The 20625-nt window shown below is 60.2% G+C and carries 23 protein-coding genes; 11 read left to right on the top strand and 12 right to left on the bottom strand.

Annotation, left to right across the window (positions count from 1 at the left end):
* Positions 1-3: 3 nt before the first annotated feature.
* The 4 genes from WAO69_RS04620 to WAO69_RS04605 form a co-directional block, all read right to left on the bottom strand.
* Complete coding sequence (locus WAO69_RS04620; RefSeq protein WP_422176876.1) at positions 4-153, bottom strand: hypothetical protein; 150 nt, start codon at positions 151-153, stop codon at positions 4-6.
* Complete coding sequence (locus WAO69_RS04615) at positions 150-2966, bottom strand: molybdopterin oxidoreductase family protein (protein ID WP_422176875.1); 2817 nt, start codon at positions 2964-2966, stop codon at positions 150-152. The genes WAO69_RS04620 and WAO69_RS04615 overlap by 4 nt, the downstream gene beginning before the upstream one ends.
* Before the next feature lie 251 nt (positions 2967-3217).
* Positions 3218-4996, bottom strand: coding sequence for a sulfoacetaldehyde acetyltransferase (gene xsc / locus WAO69_RS04610; protein ID WP_422176874.1), 1779 nt, complete (start codon positions 4994-4996; stop codon positions 3218-3220).
* A gap of 108 nt (positions 4997-5104) precedes the next feature.
* Positions 5105-6592 carry a PLP-dependent aminotransferase family protein gene (locus WAO69_RS04605; RefSeq protein ID WP_422176873.1) on the bottom strand — a complete coding sequence of 496 codons (1488 nt, stop codon included), beginning with the start codon at positions 6590-6592 and terminating at the stop codon, positions 5105-5107.
* Between the two features lie 125 nt (positions 6593-6717).
* On the opposite strand from WAO69_RS04605, the gene WAO69_RS04600 reads away from it, so the two are divergent.
* Together WAO69_RS04600 and WAO69_RS04595 are read left to right on the top strand one after the other, a co-directional pair.
* Positions 6718-7029, top strand: coding sequence for an ArsR/SmtB family transcription factor (locus tag WAO69_RS04600; protein WP_422176872.1), 312 nt, complete (start codon positions 6718-6720; stop codon positions 7027-7029).
* The gene (locus WAO69_RS04595; protein WP_422176871.1) at positions 7022-8053 is read left to right on the top strand and encodes a permease; all 1032 of its coding nucleotides are present in this window, start codon (positions 7022-7024) and stop codon (positions 8051-8053) included. The genes WAO69_RS04600 and WAO69_RS04595 overlap by 8 nt, the downstream gene beginning before the upstream one ends.
* Before the next feature lie 29 nt (positions 8054-8082).
* On the opposite strand, the gene WAO69_RS04590 is transcribed toward WAO69_RS04595, so the two are convergent.
* From WAO69_RS04590 to fabA, 5 genes are all read right to left on the bottom strand, one after another.
* Entirely contained in the window at positions 8083-8469 is a 387-nt protein-coding gene (locus WAO69_RS04590; protein ID WP_422176870.1) for a hypothetical protein, read from the bottom strand.
* An 8-nt stretch (positions 8470-8477) separates the two neighbouring features.
* Positions 8478-9269 carry an enoyl-ACP reductase FabI gene (locus WAO69_RS04585; protein ID WP_422176869.1) on the bottom strand — a complete coding sequence of 264 codons (792 nt, stop codon included), beginning with the start codon at positions 9267-9269 and terminating at the stop codon, positions 8478-8480.
* Positions 9270-9277: 8 nt separating this feature from the next.
* Positions 9278-10507, bottom strand: coding sequence for a beta-ketoacyl-ACP synthase I (gene fabB, locus WAO69_RS04580; protein WP_422176868.1), 1230 nt, complete (start codon positions 10505-10507; stop codon positions 9278-9280).
* Between the two features lie 156 nt (positions 10508-10663).
* Positions 10664-11440: a transglutaminase-like domain-containing protein gene (locus tag WAO69_RS04575; RefSeq protein ID WP_422176867.1), complete on the bottom strand. Its 777-nt coding sequence runs from the start codon at positions 11438-11440 to the stop codon at positions 10664-10666.
* Between the two features lie 166 nt (positions 11441-11606).
* Positions 11607-12116, bottom strand: coding sequence for a bifunctional 3-hydroxydecanoyl-ACP dehydratase/trans-2-decenoyl-ACP isomerase (fabA, locus tag WAO69_RS04570; protein ID WP_422176866.1), 510 nt, complete (start codon positions 12114-12116; stop codon positions 11607-11609).
* A gap of 205 nt (positions 12117-12321) precedes the next feature.
* On the opposite strand from fabA, the gene irrA reads away from it, so the two are divergent.
* Both irrA and WAO69_RS04560 read left to right on the top strand, forming a co-directional pair.
* Entirely contained in the window at positions 12322-12738 is a 417-nt protein-coding gene (gene irrA / locus WAO69_RS04565) for an iron response transcriptional regulator IrrA (protein WP_422176865.1), read from the top strand.
* 4 nt (positions 12739-12742) lie between these two features.
* On the top strand, positions 12743-13531 hold the full coding sequence (locus WAO69_RS04560; protein WP_422176864.1) for a phytanoyl-CoA dioxygenase family protein: 789 nt from the start codon (positions 12743-12745) through the stop codon (positions 13529-13531).
* 3 nt (positions 13532-13534) lie between these two features.
* On the opposite strand, the gene WAO69_RS04555 is transcribed toward WAO69_RS04560, so the two are convergent.
* Both WAO69_RS04555 and WAO69_RS04550 read right to left on the bottom strand, forming a co-directional pair.
* Positions 13535-14095, bottom strand: a complete 561-nt coding sequence (locus WAO69_RS04555; RefSeq protein ID WP_422176863.1) for an MlaC/ttg2D family ABC transporter substrate-binding protein — start codon at positions 14093-14095, stop codon at positions 13535-13537.
* Between the two features lie 32 nt (positions 14096-14127).
* Complete coding sequence (locus tag WAO69_RS04550; protein WP_422176862.1) at positions 14128-14880, bottom strand: MlaA family lipoprotein; 753 nt, start codon at positions 14878-14880, stop codon at positions 14128-14130.
* A gap of 349 nt (positions 14881-15229) precedes the next feature.
* Between WAO69_RS04550 and WAO69_RS04545 the strand changes: the two genes are divergently transcribed.
* The 4 genes from WAO69_RS04545 to WAO69_RS04530 are packed head-to-tail and all read left to right on the top strand — an operon-like array spanning position 15230 to position 17985.
* The gene (locus WAO69_RS04545; RefSeq protein ID WP_422176861.1) at positions 15230-15688 is read left to right on the top strand and encodes a RidA family protein; all 459 of its coding nucleotides are present in this window, start codon (positions 15230-15232) and stop codon (positions 15686-15688) included.
* A complete protein-coding gene (locus tag WAO69_RS04540) occupies positions 15685-16446 on the top strand; it encodes a glycerophosphodiester phosphodiesterase family protein (RefSeq protein ID WP_422176860.1) in 762 nt (253 codons plus the stop codon). The genes WAO69_RS04545 and WAO69_RS04540 overlap by 4 nt, the downstream gene beginning before the upstream one ends.
* Positions 16447-16504: 58 nt before the next feature.
* On the top strand, positions 16505-17692 hold the full coding sequence (locus tag WAO69_RS04535; protein WP_422176859.1) for a GNAT family N-acetyltransferase: 1188 nt from the start codon (positions 16505-16507) through the stop codon (positions 17690-17692).
* Complete coding sequence (locus WAO69_RS04530) at positions 17689-17985, top strand: 4a-hydroxytetrahydrobiopterin dehydratase (protein ID WP_422176858.1); 297 nt, start codon at positions 17689-17691, stop codon at positions 17983-17985. Before WAO69_RS04535 ends, WAO69_RS04530 begins: the two co-directional genes overlap by 4 nt.
* A 64-nt stretch (positions 17986-18049) precedes the next feature.
* On the opposite strand, the gene WAO69_RS04525 is transcribed toward WAO69_RS04530, so the two are convergent.
* Positions 18050-18538, bottom strand: coding sequence for a peroxiredoxin (locus WAO69_RS04525; RefSeq protein ID WP_422176857.1), 489 nt, complete (start codon positions 18536-18538; stop codon positions 18050-18052).
* A gap of 88 nt (positions 18539-18626) precedes the next feature.
* Here WAO69_RS04525 and WAO69_RS04520 point away from each other — a divergent pair, with 88 nt between their 5' ends.
* From WAO69_RS04520 to WAO69_RS04510, 3 genes are read left to right on the top strand one after another with little or no spacing between them, the layout of a single operon-like run.
* Positions 18627-19835: an NAD(P)/FAD-dependent oxidoreductase gene (locus tag WAO69_RS04520; RefSeq protein ID WP_422176856.1), complete on the top strand. Its 1209-nt coding sequence runs from the start codon at positions 18627-18629 to the stop codon at positions 19833-19835.
* On the top strand, positions 19832-20398 hold the full coding sequence (rsmD, locus tag WAO69_RS04515) for a 16S rRNA (guanine(966)-N(2))-methyltransferase RsmD (protein WP_422176855.1): 567 nt from the start codon (positions 19832-19834) through the stop codon (positions 20396-20398). The genes WAO69_RS04520 and rsmD overlap by 4 nt, the downstream gene beginning before the upstream one ends.
* Before the next feature lie 12 nt (positions 20399-20410).
* Positions 20411-20623, top strand: coding sequence for a hypothetical protein (locus WAO69_RS04510; protein ID WP_422176854.1), 213 nt, complete (start codon positions 20411-20413; stop codon positions 20621-20623).
* Positions 20624-20625 lie beyond the last annotated feature (2 nt).

Genomic DNA, 20625 nt, shown 5'->3' with positions numbered 1-20625 from the left:
CATTCACACTCGGGCTTTCAGGTCGGGATCGGACAGATGCACGACGGGCTGTTCCTTGGCCGGATCCCAGGTTGCGATGAACCATATGAACGAGCCGAGCGACAGGGCCACGAACCCGAAGATCAACAGCAGGGTGCGCGTCTTTGGCGTCATTTCCCCACCTTCCATGTCAGTTGATCCGGGCCAGTGCCCACGGGCGATTTGATGGGGGGGAAGGTGGGCTGTGCCTCGCTCGGGGCGCGGGCCTTTTCGATGCGCACCTTCAGGTCGAACCACGCGGCCTGCCCGGTGATCGGGTCGGAGTTGGCCCAGCGCAGGCCATCGCCCTTGGGTGGCAGCAGTTCATGTATCAGATGGTTCAGCAGGAAGCCCCGGGTCGCTTCGGGCGCGTCCGTGTCCAGTGCCCATGCGCCTTTGCGTTTGCCGATGGCGTTCCAGGTCCAGACCGTGTCCTTGTTCAGCGCGGCCATATGCATGACCGGCACCGTGATCGCGCCATGGGGCGAGGTGACGGTGGCCCAGTCACCGTCCTCGAGATCATTGGAGCGCATCAGGTCCGTGGGCAGATAGAGCGGATTGTGCCCGTGCAGCTGTCGCAGCCAGGCGTTCTGGGTTCCCCAGGAATGGTACATGGCCATTGGCCTCTGGGTCAGGGCCGTGATGGGGAATTCCTGGGCCTTGTTGTCGGGTTCCGTGCTGTACCAGATCGGCAATGGATCGAACCGCGCCTTGATCCGGTCGCGCAGATGATCGGGGGGCTGGCGTTTCCCGTGACCTTCGGCGGCAAGCTGGAACCGGCGCAACGGTTCGACATAGAGGTTGAAGATATAGGGCTGTGGGGAGTCATAAAGCCCCAGTCCCACGGCCCAGTCCTGATAGGCCGTGTTCCAGGGCTTGTAATATTGCGCGTCCTCGGGGATGTGGCCGACCCAAAATCCGCCGTTTTCGATGTATGTGTCGAGCTGTTGCGGGTTGGATGTGCCGCGCCCCGCTTGCGTGCCATCGCCGCGCCAGCCGGCCAGTGGGCCGATGCCGGGCCGACGTTCGTGATTGATGATGTAATCGGCGTAATCGGCAAATTTCGCGCTGCCGTCTTCATTGGTAAAGCCGGGCAGGCCCATTTTGTTGGCAAGCTGTACCAGCACGGTCTGGAACCCGCGTACATCGCGGTCCGGCTCGATCACGGGCCAGCGGATGGCGTCGGCCGCGGCGTCTGCTTCGCAAATCGGCCGGTCCAGCAGCGAGATACAGTCATGGCGCTCAAGATAGGTGGTATCGGGCAGGATCAGGTCCGCATAGGCGACCATTTCCGATGAATAGGCATCGGAATAGATGATGCGCGGGATGACATAATCACCGTTCTCATCGGTATCGGTCAGCATGTCGATCACGCCGCGCGTGTTCATCGACGAGTTCCATGACATGTTCGCCATATACATGAACAGCGTGTCGATCTTGTAGGGATCGCCTGCGTGCGCGTTGGAAATCACCATATGCATCAGCCCGTGCGCGCTCATCGGGTTTTCCCAGGTGAAGGCCTTGTCGATGCGGGCAGGGCTTCCGTCGTCTTTCAGCGCAAGATCGTCTGGGCCATGTACAAAGCCCAGATGCGGTCCGTCCAGCGGTGCGCCGGGGGTGACTTTGCAATGCGGTTTCGGATGCGCTTCGGGCGGCTTGGGATAGGGCGGTTTGAAGCGAAAGCCGCCCGGCACTTCGACCGTGCCGAGGATGATCTGCAACACGTGGAGCGCGCGCGCTGTCTGGAACCCGTTGGCATGGGCTGAAATTCCGCGCATCGCGTGGAACGACACCGGGCGGCCGATCATGGTTTCATGCGTTTCGCCGCGAAAATCTGTCCACTCACGATCCAGCACGAAGGACTCGTCAAAGGCGACGCGGGCGATTTCGCCGGCGATGGCGCGGATACGCTTGGCGGGGATGCCACAGCGTTCGGCCACGGCCTCGGGGGCGTATTGGGGATCGAGGTATTTGTCCGCCATCAGGTGCAATACCGGGCGGTGGGTGGTTCCCGCGTGGCGATGGGTTGCAGAGAGATCCGGACGCACGCCCTTCTGATCGAAGGCGACCAGCTTGCCGGTGGTGCGATCGATGACCTGTGTCTTGCCGTCAGCATCGCGCAGCAACAGACCGTATTCGGGCGATTTGGGATCTGAATTCACAAGGCAGGGCGCATTGGTGAATTGCGCCAGATACTCCAGATCGATCTTGCCCGCGGACATCAGGCAATGGATCAGCGACAGGATGAACAGACCGTCGGTGCCGGGTGTGATGCCGACCCATTCATCGGCCACCGCGTTATAGCCGGTGCGGATCGGATTGACGCCGATCACCCGTGCGCCGCGCGCCTTGATCTTGCCGATGCCCATCTTGATCGGGTTTGAATCGTGATCCTCGGCGACGCCGAAGAGCATGAACAGTTTGGTATAGTCCCAATCAGGCTGGCCGAATTCCCAGAAGGCGCCTCCCATGGTGTAGATACCTGCCGCCGCCATGTTCACCGAACAAAAGCCGCCATGTGCGGCATAGTTCGGCGTGCCGAAGTTCTGTGCCCAGAACGAGGTAAAGCTTTGCGACTGGTCCCGACCCGTGAAGAACGCCAGTTTTTCGGGGTTGTCCTTGCGAATGGGTTCAAGCCAGCTTGCGGCGATATCCAGTGCTTCGTCCCAGCTGATTTCCTCGAACGCGCCGGATCCGCGCGGGCCGACGCGCTTGAGCGGGGCGCGCAGTCGGGAGGGAGCGTTGACCTGCATGATCCCGGCCGAGCCTTTGGCGCAAAGCACGCCCTTGTTCACCGGATGATCACGGTTGCCTTCGATATAGGCAACCTTGCCGGACTTGAGATGCACATTGATCCCGCAGCGGCAGGCGCACATGTAGCAGGTCGTTTTGCGCACCTCATCCGACACATGCGGCGACAGGTCCAACTGGGGTTGGCGATGGGCCATTCTCTGCTCCCTCAAGCTTTCGGGTCATTCTGCCGAAGCGCATACACTGGCATTGTTCTTCCAACCGCGCCCGAATATCCGGAATAATGCGGTCCTGAACTTTGAATGTGAAGGATAAACGTTCTCATTCGTCAAAGCTCAGCCGCAATAGTTTCGCAGTTGCCGGACCAATCAACAGCACCAGGCAAAACGGTCCGCAACATGGCTCCCATAGCGGTGTGAACAGCGCCTTGCCCGGAAGCAGCCCGGGTTCACATGGTTTGCGGTCTCATGTCCGAGGGGTCGATACCGGCCACGGCCACCGGCTTTTTCATGGCGTCACGGCGGAAGGGTTCGCCAAGTTCCTGGTTGATCATCGCTTCGATCAGCGTGGTTTTGCCATGCTTCATCTGGTTTTCGATGGCCAGGTTCAGGGCGTCTGTCAGCTCTTGCATGGTGCGTGCGATGACGCCCTCGAGGCCACAGGCCTGCGCAATCCCGGCATAGGATACGTCGGTATCAAGCTCGGTGCCCACGAAGTTGTCGTCAAACCACAAGGTGGAGTTGCGCTTTTCGGCACCCCATTGATAGTTGCGGAACACGATCTGGGTGATCGCAGGCCACTGACCCCGGCCGATCGCGGTCAACTCGTTTACCGAGATGCCGAATGCCCCGTCCCCCGCAAAGCCGACGACCGGCACATTCGGCTGGCCGATCTTGGCGCCCACGATGGCAGGAAGTCCATAGCCACAGGGGCCGAACAGACCCGGTGCGAGATATTTGCGCCCTGCTTCAAACGTGGGATAGGCGTTGCCGATCGCGCAGTTGTTGCCGATGTCCGAGGAGATGATCGCATCGGCAGGCAGTGCAGATTGGATCGCGCGCCAGGCCATGCGCGGGCTCATCCAGTCGGGTTTGTCCGCGCGCGCGCGCTGGTTCCAGGTTGTGCCCGGATCGTCGTCTTCGTGATCCATCGAGCTGAGTTGCTGCGCCCAGGCGGATTTCGTCTGAGCGATCTTGGCCAGACGCGCGTCGCGGCCCTCGTCACCGGCGCTGTCGTCCAGTTGCGCCAGTATGCCGCGCGCGACTTTGGCCGCATCGCCAACGATTCCGACGGTAACCTTCTTGGTCAGCCCGATCCGGTTGGGGTTGATGTCGACCTGGATGATCCTGGCCTGTGCGGGCCAGTATTCGATGCCATAGCCCGGAAGCGTGGAAAACGGGTTCAGCCGGGTGCCAAGGCACAGAACGACGTCTGCATCCTTGATCAGCTCCATCCCGGCTTTTGAGCCGTTATAGCCCAAGGGCCCGGCGAACAGAGGGTGCGAGCCCGGGAATGCGTCATTGTGCTGATAGCCCACACAGACCGCAGCGCTCAGCCGTTCGGCCAGTTCCTGCGAGGCCTCGATCCCACCCTGCGACAGCACAACGCCCGCGCCGTTCAGGATCACCGGGTTCTTGGCGTGAGACAGCAGTTTTGCCGCCTCGGCAACCGAGTTCTCGCCGCCTGAAGATGGCTCGAATGCGATTGGTTCGGGGATCTCGATGTCCACCACCTGAGTCCAGAAATCGCGGGGAATGTTCAGCTGCGCGGGGCCGCACAGGCGCTTGGCCTGGCTGATGACGCGGGTCAGTACTTCGGCGACGCGGGACGGGTCGCGGACCTCTTCCTGATAGGCGACCATGTCTTCGAACAGTTTCATCTGCTCGACTTCCTGAAATCCGCCCTGACCAATGGTCTTGTTGGCCGCCTGCGGCGTCACCAACAAAAGTGGCGTGTGATTCCAATATGCGGTTTTGACGGCGGTGACGAAATTGGTGATGCCGGGGCCGTTCTGCGCGATCATCATCGACATCTTGCCGGTGACACGGGTGTAACCATCCGCCATCATGCCCGCGCTGCCTTCATGTGCGCAGTCCCAGAAGGTGATGCCGGCCTGAGGGAAGAGGTCCGAGATCGGCATCATGGCCGATCCGATAATGCCAAAAGCATGCTGAATTCCATGCCGTTGAAGTGTTTTCACAAAGGCTTCTTCGGTCGTCATCTTCATGGCGTTTCTCCTCGCGCGTACATCTGCGTCTGGCCGGTTCTACGGTGACCATCAAGGTGTGATTAGGGCCAGATGCTTGGGCAGTTTAGAGCCAGACATCTGGGTGTCCTATTGACGGCGTGTGATCCGCGCGGTTTGCATGGCCGCGATCTCGGTGGCGATGCGGGCGATGCCATCCGGAATCTGGTTTGCCGGGATCGAGGAGTAGGCCAGCCGATAGAACGATCTGGGGCGTTCGGGGCCCTCAAAGAATGGCGTGCCGGGTTCGATCAGGACCGATTTCTGCTGCAATCGCGCCGCCAGAACCGTGGCGTCCACCCCTTCGGGAGCCTCCATCCACAGGGAGCTACCCCCATAGACCCCGCGTCCGGCAATGGTCAGACCGTGTTTGGCAATCGCGGTCTCGATGGTCTCACGCCGCGCATGCAGCGCTTTTGCGGTCCGGCGGATCTGGGCGTCATAGTGACCCAGGGACAGGAAATAGGCCGCGGTGCGTTGGATATGGCCGGGCGGGTGGCGCAACACCTGTGCGCGCAGGGCACGGGCCTCGCGAATGAAGGCCTCTGAGCCGACAAGATACCCAAGGCGCAACCCCGGAAAGAGCGACTTGGAGAAGCTGCCCACATAGATCACCCGGCCTTCCCGATCCAGCGATTTGAGCGCAGGAGACGGTGGGCCAAGGAATGACATCTCGAACTCGTAATCATCCTCGACGATGATCGCCCCGGTTTCGCGCGCGCGCGCAAGCAGCGCGCGCCGCCTCTCAAGCGGCATCGTGGCGGTTGTCGGAGTCTGGTGGCTGGGCGTGACGAACACCACATCGGTGTTGTCGGGCATGTTCTTGGGGGGCAGGCCATCGCTATCCACCCGAAGCGTGGTCAGATCACAGGGCATCTGCTGCAAGACATCGCGCAAGGCATAGTAGGAGGGATCTTCGATCACCGCCCGTTTGCCCGGCCCCAGCAACAAATGCGAGGTCAGCCACAGGGCATTCTGCGCCCCCATGGTGATCAGGATTTCATTGGGGCGCGCGCTGATACCGCGCCGCGGCAGGGTGTGACGCGCGATGAATTCGATCAGAAGCGGGTCGTCCTGATCGTAGTAATCCGTCGTGAGCGACGTGAAATCCCGCTGTCCCAGAGCGCGCACCGCGCACAACCGCCAGTTCGCGTGATCAAACAACGAGGCATCGGTCTGCCCATAGATGAACGGATAGCGAAAGCTTTGCCAGTCATCGGGCTTGCGCGGCGTATCGCCTCCGGTAAAGCGCTGGGCCAGTGCGTGATCCCAGTCGATGCTGTCGACCGACGTTTTGCCGGGCATATAGGCCGGAGGGACAGGAGCCGTATCCGACACGTAATAGCCCGAGCGCCCGCGCGCGGTGATATAGTCATTGGCCAGAAGCTCGGTATAGGCGAGGGTCACGGTGATGCGGCTCACCCTGAGATGATGTGCCAGCTTGCGCGACGAAGGCAGCTTTTCACCGCGATGAAAGCGCCCCGAAAGAATGCCTTGCGCAATCATCTGCTGGATCTGCGCCTGCAGGGTGCCTTGACCGTCCGGGGTCAGAAACAGGGTGTCGACGGATACTACCATGGCCGCCTAGATAAGCTGGATATAAGGGCGAGGCAATCTGGACTGATGAGGCGCGATGAAAATCGGATTGATTTCCAGAGATAAAACTATAAAACTAGTTTTATCGAATCATAGGGGGCCTCATCATGATCTGGGAACAGGCGGCAAATGGCTTTGCGGCGATGGGTTCTGAAGCGCGCCTGCTTGTCTTGAGGTGTCTGGTCAAGGCCGGCGCTCCGGGCCTGAGCGTGAGCGAGATCCAGGATCGCACGGGTATTGCGCCGTCAACACTTGCACATCATCTCAAGTTCCTGGCCGGGGCAGGGGTTATTGAGCAGGAGCGGATCGGTCGCGCAGTCATCAGCCGCGCCAGTTTTCAACGGCTCGAACAACTGGCCGCGTTCATTCTGAGCGAATGCTGTTCGGAAGAAAAAAGAAAGGCGGCCAATGATGGCTGACACGACGCAGTTGCTTGACGCACCCCGCCGCTGGGCACCGTATCTCAAGACGCCCTGGGCCGTGATCGCCGTGATCCTCGGGCTGGTCGCGGTTCTTGATCCCGCCAATCTGACAGAGATCATTCGTTTCGCGCTCAAGGCTCTGGCGCATACCGCGCCCTACATCGGGTTTGCGGTGCTCCTGCTGGCGTATCTCAAGGCAACCGGAGCCGAAGTCATGGTCGCACGCGCCTTTCAGGGGCGCGAGACGCGGATGATTTTTCTGGCGGCCGTGTTCGGGGGGCTTGCGCCGTTCTGTTCCTGCGAAGTCATTCCATTCATTGCAGGGCTGCTGGCGCTGGGGGCCCCCCTGTCGGCGGTCATGGCGTTCTGGTTGGCATCGCCCCTGATCGACCCGCCGACGCTGTTGATCACGGCAGCCGCCCTTGGCTGGCCCTTTGCCATAGCCAAGGCGGTGGCAGCGGTGGGTTTGGGTCTTTTCGGCGGCTTCGCGGTCCAGACCCTGATGAAACGCGGAGCATTCAGCGCGCCTCTCAGGATCTATAGATCCGGCGGTTGCTGTGGTGCCGGGCCCAAGCTGGACGGCACGCCGGTCTGGCGCTTCTGGCAGGATGCCGCCCGGCGCGTGCATTTTCGGGCCGAGCTGGTTTCCAACGGGTTGTTTTTGCTGAAATGGCTGGCGCTGGCATACACTCTGGAGGCGCTTTTGGTGTCTTACGTGCCTGCCGAGACGATCGCGGGGCTGGTTGGCGGTGAGGGTGTTCTGCCGATCACGATTGCGGCGCTTGTGGGCATGCCTGCCTACCTGAACTCCTATGTCGCGCCGCCGCTTCTGGCGGGTCTGATGACGCAAGGCATGAGCGCGGGCGCTGCCATGTCCTTCATGATCGCGGGATCGGTCAGTTCGATCCCGGCGATGGCGGCTGTGTGGTCGCTGGTCAAGCCACGGGTGTTTGCAACATATCTGGCGCTGGGTGTGACGGGGGCGATCCTGTCAGGCATCCTGTTTCAGTCGCTTGTCTGACTGATCTGCGCGCCCGAGAGATCAGGCCGTTACTCGGCGCAGCGATGTGCGCGCCGCAGGCGGTGGCTGATCTCGCCGGTTTCGGTATCGCGACGCTGCTCAAGACAGGCGATATCGCTCAGTTCGCGGGAAATCGCGCCTTCCGTTTCGGTCAGTTTCAGCTCGGTGCCGTCGGGCAGGCGCACATCGACGAACACGCCCGAATTGATGTCCTGAGTGAGGGGCGTCACATTGATCACCTCGACGCGCAGATAGGCCACATGCTCCATCCGGTCGGGGTCTGAGACGGTCACGATAAAGAAGAACACTGCCAGAAACCCTGCGAATAGCGCCACGGGCAATCCGAACCTGCGCAGGTTGACCCAGGCTGTGACCGCCCGTTCAGGACCCAGGATCTTGGCGAGAACATCCAGCATGGCTCAGCTCACAGGTGATCGAACTGTGGCATGCCCAGAACGTGAAACCCACCATCGACGCGAATGATCTCGCCCGTGGTGCATGCACCGGCGTCAGACACCAGATAGACCGCCGTTCCACCGACCGCCTCAAGGGTGGCGTTGGCGCGCAACGGCGCGTTCTGATCGGTGTGTTTGTAGGTCTTGCGCGCGCCACCAATAGCCGCGCCCGCAAGCGTCTTCATCGGGCCGGGAGAGATGGCGTTCACGCGAATGCCTTCAGGACCCAGATCATTGGCCAGATAGCGGGTCGCGGCTTCCAGGGCCGCTTTGGCCACGCCCATCACATTATAGTTGGGCACAACCCGGTTCGAACCCTGATAGGTCAGGGTGATCAATGTGCCGCCATGGACATTCATCATCGGGTGCGCGCGCCGCGCGATCTCGATGAAGGAATAGGCGCTGATATCCATCGAATTCTTGAAATTGGCCCGCGAGGTGTTCAGAAAACGCCCCGTCAGTTCGGACTTGTCCGAATAGGCGATGGCGTGGATGACGAAATCGATCGTCGGCCAACGCGCCGCCAACTGCCCGAACGCGGCGTCCAGTGAGGCGTCATCGGTCACGTCCACATCAACCATGAAGTCCGAACCGACGCTTTGCGCCAAAGGTTCCAATCGTTTGCCGAAGGCTTCGCCCTGATAGGTAAAGGCCAGTTCGGCCCCAGCCTCGTGGAGGGCCTTGGCGATGCCCCATGCAATTGACCGTTCATTGGCCACACCCATGACCAACCCGCGCTTGCCGTCCAGAAGCTTGCTCATAGAACCTACTACCCGTGATATCTTGACAGAACCATGGATCCGTTTGTTCCACCAAAGCCGAAGCTGTTGGTCATAACGGAATCAAGGCCTGCATTTTGTTTGTACTCGGTTGCGATCTCGGTCGCATTCAGTGCGGGGTCGAGCGTATCCACGTTGATCGACCGGGCGATGAAATCCCGATCCAGCATGATCAGGCTGAAGATCGCCTCAAGTGCGCCAGCGGCACCTTGCGCATGTCCGGTCATGGATTTCGTCGAGCTGATCGGCGGGGTCGATCCCTTGCCAAAGACCCGGCGCACGGCTTCGACTTCTCCTACATCGCCGACTGGCGTCGATGTACCATGGGCATTGATATAGCCGATCTTGCGATCTTGGGGCACAGTCTGCAGCGCAAGACGCATGGCGCGTTCGCCGCCTTCGCCCGAGGGCGCGACCATGTCATGACCATCGCTTGTCGCGGCGTATCCGGTGACTTCGGCATAGATCTTTGCGCCACGTGCCAGTGCATGATCCAGATCCTCGAGCACGACGATCCCGCCACCGCCTGAAATCACGAATCCGTCGCGATCCGCATCGAATGCGCGCGAGGCTTTCTCCGGGGTGTCGTTGTATTTGCTGCTCATCGCGCCCATGGCGTCGAACAGGCAGGAGAGCGTCCAGTCCAGTTCTTCCCCGCCGCCTGCGAACATCACATCCTGCTTGCCCATCATGATCTGTTCCGCCGCGTTGCCGATGCAATGCAGCGAAGTCGAACAGGCCGAGGTGATGGAATAGTTGATACCCTTGATCCGGAACGCCGTCGCCAGATTGGCGCTGACTGTCGAGGACATGCATTTGGGCACCGAAAATGGCCCGATCCGTTTCGTCGCACCGGTCTGCAGCACGGTCTGATGCGCGGTCAGCATCGCTGATGTCGATGGCCCGCCCGATCCTGCCACCAGCCCGGTGCGGGGATTTACGACGTCTTTTTCTTCCAGTCCGGAATCCGCAATCGCCTGCTCCATTGCGATGAATGCATAGGCGGCCCCTGGCCCCATGAAACGCAGCGTGCGCTTGTCGATATGTTCGGCCGGATTGATGTTCAACGTGCCCGATACCTGGCTGCGAAACCCATGTTCCACCATATCGGCATTGGCAACGATCCCTGATGTCCCGGCTCTCAGTGATGCCTCGACCTCGGACACACTGTTCCCAATCGACGAGACAATCCCCAACCCTGTGACGACGACACGGCGCATGAGCGCATTCCTCCGTTGTTCCACGGACTGTGTAGGACAGGCACCTAGCAGGGCGCAACCAGATAGAGGCGGTCTTGACCCGGACTGTGACGCGCGATGCACATCGCATGCGCGTCGCGTGCAGCATTAAGGGCAGGGTCGACGACCTCTGACCGCTTATCGTCTTGAGACGTTTACGGTTTGGCTGATGACATCCGCCCAGTGTTCGGTCTCCATGAAGGCAACATCGCCTGCATCGCGTCCGGCACCGATCATGGCTAGTTCGTCGGCTGAGCTCATGCCTGTCGCATCAACAAGGTGCCATGCATCCCCCAGCCAGACCTGCGCGACGGCATGGAAGTCTTGCGGGCGGACATTTGGACCGTAGCCCGAGGTATAGCGCGCCGGGATTTTCGCCGCGCGCACCAATGTGCACACCAGATGGGCAAAGTCGCGGCACACACCCGTTCGGGACACGAAGGTATCGGACGCGGTCGTCGCCGAGGTCGAGCTTGCCGGCACATAGGAGATTTCCGAGGCAACCCAATCTGTGATCGCCGCGACTTTTGCACCCCCTTCCAGATGGCCGAATTCTTCTGTGACGAAGGTTTCGAACAAGTCGGACTGGCAGAACCGCGATGGGCGCAGATAGGTCACGAAATCCCCCGGCAGCGCATGAAAGGGCGTCGCGGGAAGGGCGCGCAGATCTGCGACAGGGTGCGTCAGATCCACGGTCGCGCGATAACGCAGTCTGAGCCTTTCACCCGGGACCGAGGCCCAGATCCGCTCGGCGGGAATGCCCTCGCCGCTGATCCGCTTGAGGCTGGCGTTCTCGATGTCGAGCGTGCTTGCAACAACGCTCTGCCCGTCCGTCTGCGCGGCTTCCAGTGTCAGGAGGACCGGGTCATTGGCAGCAATCCGGTAGTCCATGGAGACATCTATATCTATGCGCATGTGTCTCTGCCTGTTTCAGTGAGCCGGATGGCGCAGAACCGGGATGCTGGTCGCTGTTGCCGCTTGGGTGGGTCTGTCACATGTTCGAAGGGGCGGACTGCAGGATGCGCCGCCCGGCGAGATCATTGGTTGCCGATGAGGTCTGGTACGGGCAGCCGCCAAGACCTCAGGTCTCGCTCAGTGCGACCTTCATGTCCTTGACCTGATAGATCACCTCGCCATCCGCTTCCACCCGGCCATCGGCGACGCCCATGGTCAGGCGACGAGTCTGAATGGCTTTGGTGAAGTCGACGTAATAGGTCAGCATCTTGCGGTCAGGCCGGACCATCCCGGTCAGTTTCACTTCGCCGACGCCGAGGGCATATCCGCGCCCCTGCCAGCCGCGCCAGCCAAGGTTGAAGCCGGTCAGTTGCCACAGCCCATCAAGTCCCAGGCAGCCCGGCATGATCGGGTTGCCGGGGAAGTGGCAGGTAAAGAACCACAGGTCCGGCGAGATATCGAATTCGGCCACCACATGGCCTTTGCCATGCGCGCCGCCATCATCGGAGATATCCGTGATGCGGTCCATCATCAGCATCGGCGGTTCGGGCAGCTGGGCGTTGCCCGGCCCGAACAGCTCGCCCCTTGCGCATTTCAGCAGGTCATCTTTGTTGAAACTGTTGTGGAATTGGCCCATGCCTGCGCGCCTCCTGAATTCGGCTGTGTTGTGGTGTTCTTCAGCCCCTCTAACACCGTGCAAAAGGGTCCTGCAAGTGCAGGGGTGGCGGACAGGCAACCGCAACACCTGGCAGGCTGCGTTCCAGTTGCGACTCAATTTCATTTGTAATTCGCTGTCGCCGCCCTTTATATAAGGGAAACACGGCTTTGAATGAGAATCTCGGATGACGGCACCTCGTATGCAGATTGCAACGGATTGGCTTGGACAAGCCGGTCTGCGCCCCACGCGCCAGCGTGTGACGCTGGCTGAATTGCTTGTCGGAGACGGCCAGCACCGGCATGTGACCGCAGAAAGCCTGTTTGATGCGGTCAAGGCCGAAGGCGCATCCGTGTCTCTGGCCACGGTCTACAACACCCTCCGCGCGTTTTGCGAAGCGGGTCTGTTGCAGGAAGTCACCGTGGACGGGTCCAAAAGCTATTTCGACACCAACACCCATGATCATCCCCATTTCTATTGGGAAGATGAGGGCCGTCTCACCGATGCGCCTGCCGATCAGCTTGAGATCACGCGGCTTCCGCAAGCGCCCGCAGGGGCCGAGATTGCGTCGGTTGACGTCGTGATCCGCCTGCGCAAGCGCTGAACCATTGGCTGCTCAGGTCGTAACCCAGGACCAGATAGACAGTTTTGCGCGCGATGGAGTCGTGTGCATACGCGGCCTGTTTGCCGGGCATGTAGATGCTTTGCGTAAAGGCGTGGCCGCAAATATGGAGGCGCCGGGTCCCTATGCATCCGAAAACAAGCGCGACGGCGAAACGGGCCGCTTTTTCGACGATTACTGCAACTGGATGGACATTCCCGAATTCGGCGAGGTCATCCGTGATCCTGCGGTCATCGAGGCGGCGGGCGCGCTTATGGGATCCTCGAAGGTGCAGATGTTTCATGACCATGTGCTGGTGAAGGAACCCGGAACCTCCATGGCGACGCCCTGGCATTCCGATGCGCCTTACTACTTCGTTGAAGGCCAGCACACGATCAGTTTTTGGGTCCCGCTTGACCCGGTGCGTGAGGCAACGTTGCGCTGTGTGGCCGGATCTCATCTTTGGGAGAAAGACGTGCTGCCGACGCGCTGGGCTTCGGAATCCGCGTTTTTCGAGGGGGATTACATGCCCGTCCCAGATCCGGATGCGCAAGAGATGCCCATTCGCGAATGGCAGATGGAACCCGGGGATGCAGTCGCCTTCCATTATCGCACCCTGCATGGTGCACGCGGCAACACCTCCCGGAGCCGTCGGCGCGCGTTTTCGCTGAGGCTTGTGGGCGATGATGCGCGATATGTGCAGCGCCCCGGTCCGACGTCACCGCCCTTTCCCGGCCATGACATGATACCCGGCCAGAGCCTGCGCGAAGACTGGTTTCCGATCCTGCGCGCCTGAGGGTCAACTCTGTTTCTGCAGAGCTCCGATCATCGCATCGATATCTCCGCGGTTCTGGTCCAGAAGCGCGCCGACCTCGGTGCGTTCTGTCAGCAGCAGGTTCACACCTTCGATATACATGTTGAAAAACAGATCCTTGCCCGTGCGATCCGACACATGGAACGTCACTTTGAAAGGGGCCTGGCCTTGCAGATAAGCGATTGTGTCGACTTCGAACCAGTTCTTGACCTTGTTCACATCGGTCACTTCCAGACGTCCGCCGATGAATTCCCGGAACCGGCGTCCGTATTTGCGCGCGATATAGGCCTGAAACGCCTCTGAAAAGGCGCGCTTTTGAGCGCTGGATGCGCGACGCCCATCCACACCCATCGCATAGGCGGAGATATATGAGGTGTCGCTGTAGCGCGCGAAAATCCTCTCGAAATCGCGGATCATCCCGCCTTCGGATTTGCCGGAGGCGATCACGCTGTTGATATCCTTGATCAGCGCGTCGATCAGGGTTTTGGCCTGGCTTTCGTCCAGCGCCAGCGACATCGTCGGCGCGACAAGTGCGGTCGTTGTCATCCCGATCAGAACACTCCGTCTGTGCAACATACTCAGAATCCCTCTGTTTCCAGTGCGAATGGATCGATTTCAGGCCCACCGGCCTCCTCTCCCAGTTGGAAGCGGCGGTTCTGCAAATAGATCAGGCGCAACTGTGCGTAACTGTCAGAACTTTCATATAGGATGGAATCCACAGTATCCGAGAACCTGCCGCGATCACTTAATCGTCGGCCAATATCCGCGCCTGTCCCGAAGTAGTTGTAAGGCGACTCCAACACATAAGCTATCGGGTTGGTGAACAGGTCGACAAACTTGCCCACGGCGGCGCGCTGTGTAGCGGGGCCAAGAAAGGGCAGTTCGACATAGGGACCTTCTTCTGCACCCCAGACATAGAGCGTCTCTCCGAAATCCGTGTCGGCCTCGGGGATTTCAAAGGCTGTGGCGACATCCATCACACCGCCGAAGCCGAAGATCGTGTTAATGAACAGGCGCGAGAAGGCCAGCCCTGTCCGCTCCAGATTGCCCTGCAAGAGGCTGTTCACCATCACGCCCGGCAGTCCGACATTCGTCGCGAAGTTGCCGATTCCGTCCTCGACCACATCTGGCAAGACGGTCGAAAAACCGATGGCTGTCGGACGCACTAGGGCGCGGTCAAGGCCGAGGTTGAATTCGTGAACCTTGCGATTGTTGACTTCATAGGGGTCAAAAATGCCGTCTTCGCGGGTTACGTTCTCATGCGACGCAGCGCAGGCCGACAGCCCCAGTGTTGCGATCAGCATCAGAGATTTCAGTAACGATTTCGGCATCATCTATGTAAAGGCCTTAAAGATTGTGCGCAGGGTCGAAGCGGTTATCTACTTCCTAAACGAATATTGACCGGTTCCAATGTCCCAGTCGGGTTAATGAGCAAGTTGTGGCAGTTTGGAAACAATAAAGGCGGCAGGAGTCTGCCATTTTGCCTTGGACTTAGCCTCATTTCTGGAGCGATCGTCAAGCGACTGCCAAACGAGGCCAAACCGGTTGGTGTTGGGTGGCGTGCATATGCTCGGGGCCCGGCTTATCCGCCTTGAGCCTTGCGCGAAAGCTGATCCCCCTTTTCGTCGGGCGCGTTCCCCGCTAGCGTCCGCGCAAACATTGATCCTGAGGGGAAAGACCATGACCATCGAATCTCGGCTTGCCGAACTGGGCGTTACACTGCCCGACGCACCCGCACCCGCTGCCAATTACGTCCCTTTCGTCCAGGTGGGCGACACGGTCTATGTCTCTGGCCAGATCTCGAATGGTCCGGACGGCTTCATCACGGGCAAATTGGGGGCTGACATGACCGCAGAAGAAGGGGCGGCCGCTGCCAAAACATGCGCCATCAGCCTGCTGGCTCAGGTCAAGGCGGCCTGTGGTGGCGATCTTGACCGCCTTGTGCGCGTCGTCAAGCTGACGGGGTTTGTGAACTCGACCGCTGATTTCGGCGATCAGCCCAAGGTCATCAACGGAGCATCTGATTTCCTTGTCGATGCATTGGGCGATATGGGCAAGCATTCGCGCTCTGCGGTTTCCGCGGCCTCGCTGCCTTTTGGTGTTGCCGTAGAAATCGAAGGCATTTTCCAGATCAAATGACCGATAGTTTGCCCGCGTCATTCCTTGACGTGCCGCTGGCCCATCGCGCCTATCATGATCGCGATATGGGCCGCCCTGAAAACAGCCTGGCTGCAGTCACGGCGGCCATTGAGGCGGGCTATGGAATCGAGATCGATGTTCAGCTTTCGTCGGATGGCGAGGCCATGGTTTTTCATGATTATGACTTGGCACGCCTGACCGGCGAACAGGGCCCGATCAGAGCGCGCAGCGCGTCCGAGTTGAGCGCCATTGCGCTGACCGGGGGGGAAGACTGCATCCCGACCCTGTCTCGGGTTCTGTCTCTTGTGGCCGGGCGCGCCCCGTTGCTGATCGAGATCAAGGATCAGGATGGTGCCATGGGCCCCGATGTCGGCCCGCTGGAAGCTGCGACCGCAAAGGCGCTGGGCGGCTATGAAGGTCCCGTGGCGGTTATGTCCTTCAATCCCCATTCCGTTGCTGCGATGGCGAAACTTGCCCCCGGGATCCCCCGAGGCCTGACGACCAGCGCCTATGATCCGGCTGACTGGCCATTGTCCAAGGATACCTGCGACCGTCTGCGCGAGATACCGGATATCGAGCGCACCGGAGCCTGTTTCATCAGCCACGAGGCAACCGACCTGACCCGTCCGCGTGTGACGGCCTTGCGCGCCAGCGGCCTTGCGGTGCTAAGCTGGACGGTGAAATCCCAGGCGCAAGAAGATGCGGTTCGCCCGTTTTGCGACAATATCACCTTTGAAGGCTACGCGGCCCGCCGCTGACTTGAACCGCGCGTCAGGCGGTACAGATACAGACTGCAATCACAACAAGGCCAAAGCGTTGAGCCAATCGGACATCGAAATCCGCGTTCTCGGATCGCTTGCGCAGATCAGTGCCAGCGACTGGGATAGCTGTGCCTGCCCCGAAACGGCAGCAGGCGGGCGCCCGATCGATCCCTTTACCACCCACCGGTTCCTCAAGGCGCTTGAAGACAGCGGATCTGTCGGCGCAGGGACCGGGTGGCAGCCACAGTATCTTGCGGCCTTTGACGGTGATCTGCTGATCGGCTGCGCGCCGCTTTATGCCAAATCCCACAGCCAGGGCGAATACATCTTCGATCACAACTGGGCGCATGCCTATGAACGCGCGGGCGGGCGGTATTATCCCAAGCTGCAATTGGCCGTCCCCTTTACCCCGGCCACAGGTCGCCGCCTCCTTGTGCATCCTGATCACGTCCGGACGGGGCAGGCGGCCCTTGTTCAGGGCGCTGTTCAACTGGCGGCTGACAATCGTCTTTCCTCGCTCCATATCACCTTTTGCACCCAGGAAGAGGCAGAGGCCGGCGCGCAGATGGGCTTGATGACGCGTGTGACCCAGCAATTCCACTGGCAGGACGCGGGCTTTGGCGATTTTGACGGATTTCTCGCCTCACTCTCGTCACGCAAGCGCAAGAACATCCGCAAGGAACGCGCGCAGGCCAACGATTTCGACGGAGAGATCGAGATCCTGACCGGTGATCAGATCAAACCCGAGCATTGGGATGATTTCTGGGTATTCTATCAGGATACGGGCGCGCGCAAATGGGGCACGCCCTATCTGACCCGCGCGTTCTTTGAACGGGCCCAGGAGACCCTGCGCGACGATATGGTGCTGATGCTGGCCCGGGACGCACGGGGTGCCTTTGCAGGGGCGCTGAACTTTGCGGGGCGCGATACGCTGTTTGGGCGGTATTGGGGTTGTACGCGCCATCAACCGTGCATGCATTTCGAACTGTGCTATTATCGCGCCATAGATTGGGCGCTTTCCAATGGCCAAACCCGAGTCGAAGCGGGCGCACAGGGTGAGCACAAGCTTGCACGTGGATATCTGCCCAACCAGACCCATTCGCTGCACTGGGTGGCGGATCCGGGGTTCTCGGATGCCATAGCGCGCTATCTGGAGGCGGAACGTGAAGCGGTTGAGGAAGAAATCGAGATTTTGACCGATTACGGACCATTCCGCAAAGTTGAGATGGAGGAACAGCAATGACCGAAAAACTGTCAGAAGAAACCCGCGGGCCCTTGTTGCAACCGCTGTTCGATAGCGGTTGGGCCATGGTGGACGGTCGAGATGCGATCGAAAAGCAGTTCGTCTTTGCCAACTTCGTGGATGCGTTCGGCTGGATGGCCAGGGTCGCCTTGTGGGCCGAGAAATGGGATCATCACCCTGAGTGGTTCAACGTCTACAAGACCGTGAATGTCACGCTCTCGACGCATGATGTCGGTGGCCTGAGCGCGCTTGACGCCAAGCTGGCCCGCAAGATGGACGCATTGGCCGACTGATTCCTTCGATCGCAACAAAAAAGGGCCCCTGAGGGGCCCTTTTGCAAGTGATATCGCGCCGGCGTTACATCGCGGCCAGCAAGGCTTCGCCGCCGGACACTTCGCATGTCCCCGGGCTTGCCTCTTCGTGAAACAGCGTGACAACACCGTCTTCCACCAGCATCGCATACCGTTTGGAGCGTGCGATCAGACCGGCCGGAGGCGCGTCGAAATCCATGCCAATCGCCTTGGTGAATGCGCTTTCGGCATCTGCAAGCATGGTCAAACCCGCATCTGCGGCCCCTGTGGCCTCGCCCCAGGCTTTCATCACGAAAGGATCATTGACCGACACGCAGATGATCTCGTCGACGCCCTTTTCATCGAACTGGGCTTTTGTGCGCACAAAGCTGGGGACATGGGCCGAATGGCATGTCGGCGTGAATGCACCGGGTACGGCAAAGATCACGACTTTGCGGCCCTTGGTCTTGTCCATGATCGAAACAGCCTCGGGCCCGCTTTCGCCCAGTTGAACCAGCGTTGCATCCGGAAGTGTTGCACCTTGTGAAATTGTCATTGGGCCTCTCTCTTGTTTGCGTTTCCCGTTGTGCTGGATATAGGGTCTCGCGCAGGTGGCGCCCAGAGATTTCTCAAGTGGAGACAGCATGTCAGGTATCGTTGTGGTCGGGGCCGGTCAGGCCGGAGCCTCTCTTGTCGCAGAGTTGCGCAAACAAGGGTGTGACAACCAAATCACCCTGATCGGCTCGGAGCCGGTGCCACCCTATCAGCGTCCGCCGCTCAGCAAGGGGTATCTGCTGGGAGACATGACCGTCGAGCGGTTGTTCCTGAGGCCTGAAAGTTTCTATGCAGACCAGGGGATCACGCTGCGGACGGCAACTCAGGTCGACGCGGTCGACCGCGCGGCCAGAACGCTCAGCATCGATGACGAGACGCTGGGCTATGATCAACTGGTTTTCACAACCGGCTCGGTTCCGCGCACGCTCCCGGCCAGCATCGGCGGAGATCTGGGCGGCGTGTTCGTGGTGCGCACCCTGGCGGATGTCGACGCAATGGCAGGTTTCGTGAAAGATGGGGCGAAGGCATTGATCGTCGGCGGTGGGTATATCGGGCTGGAAGCGGCGGCGGTGGCCTCGAAGCTCGGCGTGCATGTCACGCTGGTTGAAATGGCTGATCGCATTTTGCAACGCGTGGCCGCGCCGGAAACCTCGGATTATTTCCGCGCCTTGCACAGTGCACATGGCGTTGAAATACTTGAGGGAACAGGTCTCAACCGGCTGATCGGTGAGGGAGTTGTCACTGCGGCTGAACTCAGCGACGCAACAACGCTGGACGTTGATTTCGTCATCGTCGGCGTTGGCATTCAGCCTGACACCCGGCTTGCACAGGACGCGGGTCTGGAAATCGACAATGGGATTGCCGTGGATGCATTCGGCCAAACATCGGACCCGTATATCTGGGCTGCGGGCGATTGCTGCTCCTTTCCTTATCGCGGCGGTCGGTTGCGCCTTGAAAGTGTGCCCAACGCCATTGATCAGGCCGAATGCGTTGCGCGCAACCTGTTGGGCGCGCAGGAAGCCTATGTGCCAAAGCCTTGGTTCTGGTCGGATCAATATGACGTCAAACTGCAAATCGCGGGTTTGAATACAGGCTACAACCGCATCGTGACCCGGCCCGGTGCCGGGCAGAGCACCTCGTTCTGGTATTATCAGGACGATACGCTTCTGGCGGTGGATGCGATGAACGATCCGCGCGGATACATGATTGGCAAGCGACTGATCGAGGCCGGCAAATCACCGGACCCGGCCCTTGTCGCCGATCCGGATGCCGATCTGAAAGCGCTGCTGACAAGGTGAGGATCATAGCCGGAGATTTCCGGGGCCGACGCCTCGCCTCGGTCGGCAAGGGCGACGCGGGGGCACATTTGCGTCCCACAGCCGACCGGGTGCGCGAGAGCCTGTTCAACGTCCTGAGCCACATGGATGTGATCGGTGGCGCGCATGTTCTGGACCTCTTTGCCGGGACCGGAGCCTTGGGTCTTGAGGCGCTGTCTCGTGGTGCGGCGGATGTCACCTTTGTCGAAAACGGTCGCGTTGGTCAGGGGTTGATCCGCGAGAATATCAGGCTGACCCAGACGCAGGACAGGACACGCCTGATCACCCGGGACGCCACGCGATTGGGTCCGCCCGATCAGGACCCCGCGACACTTGTGTTTCTTGATCCGCCCTATGGCAAGGGAATGGGCGAGCGCGCTGTGCTGAGCGCAGGGGCCTCCGGGTGGTTTGCGCCGCAAGCCCTGATTGTCTGGGAGGAAGCCGCGCCGGTTGAGGCGCCGGATGGTTTCCGACTTGAAGACAGACGGCGCTATGGTGCAACGCATGTCACGCTGTTGCGTTTCGCGGATGTGACCGGGTTGTGATATCATCCGGACATGACAACAGCGACTCAATCCGGTTTCTGGGCATGGTTCTCCAGATCGCAGGCTCCGGCAACAACAGGCCCCAAGCGCCGCGCCCGACCCGGCCCGATCTTCATCCATGACGCGGTTGTGCCTTACAGGGGCAGCACCCTGTTGCTGGAGATCCTGAGGCGGGATGAACCGGACTCGGGGCAGGGCCCCGCTGTCAAGCCGGGCGAAAGGTAAAT

This window comes from Aestuariivita sp., assembly GCF_049276915.1.
GTDB lineage: Bacteria > Pseudomonadota > Alphaproteobacteria > Rhodobacterales > Rhodobacteraceae > Aestuariivita.
Note: the sequence above shows the minus strand (reverse complement) of the source record. Positions and strands in the feature narration are given on the sequence as shown.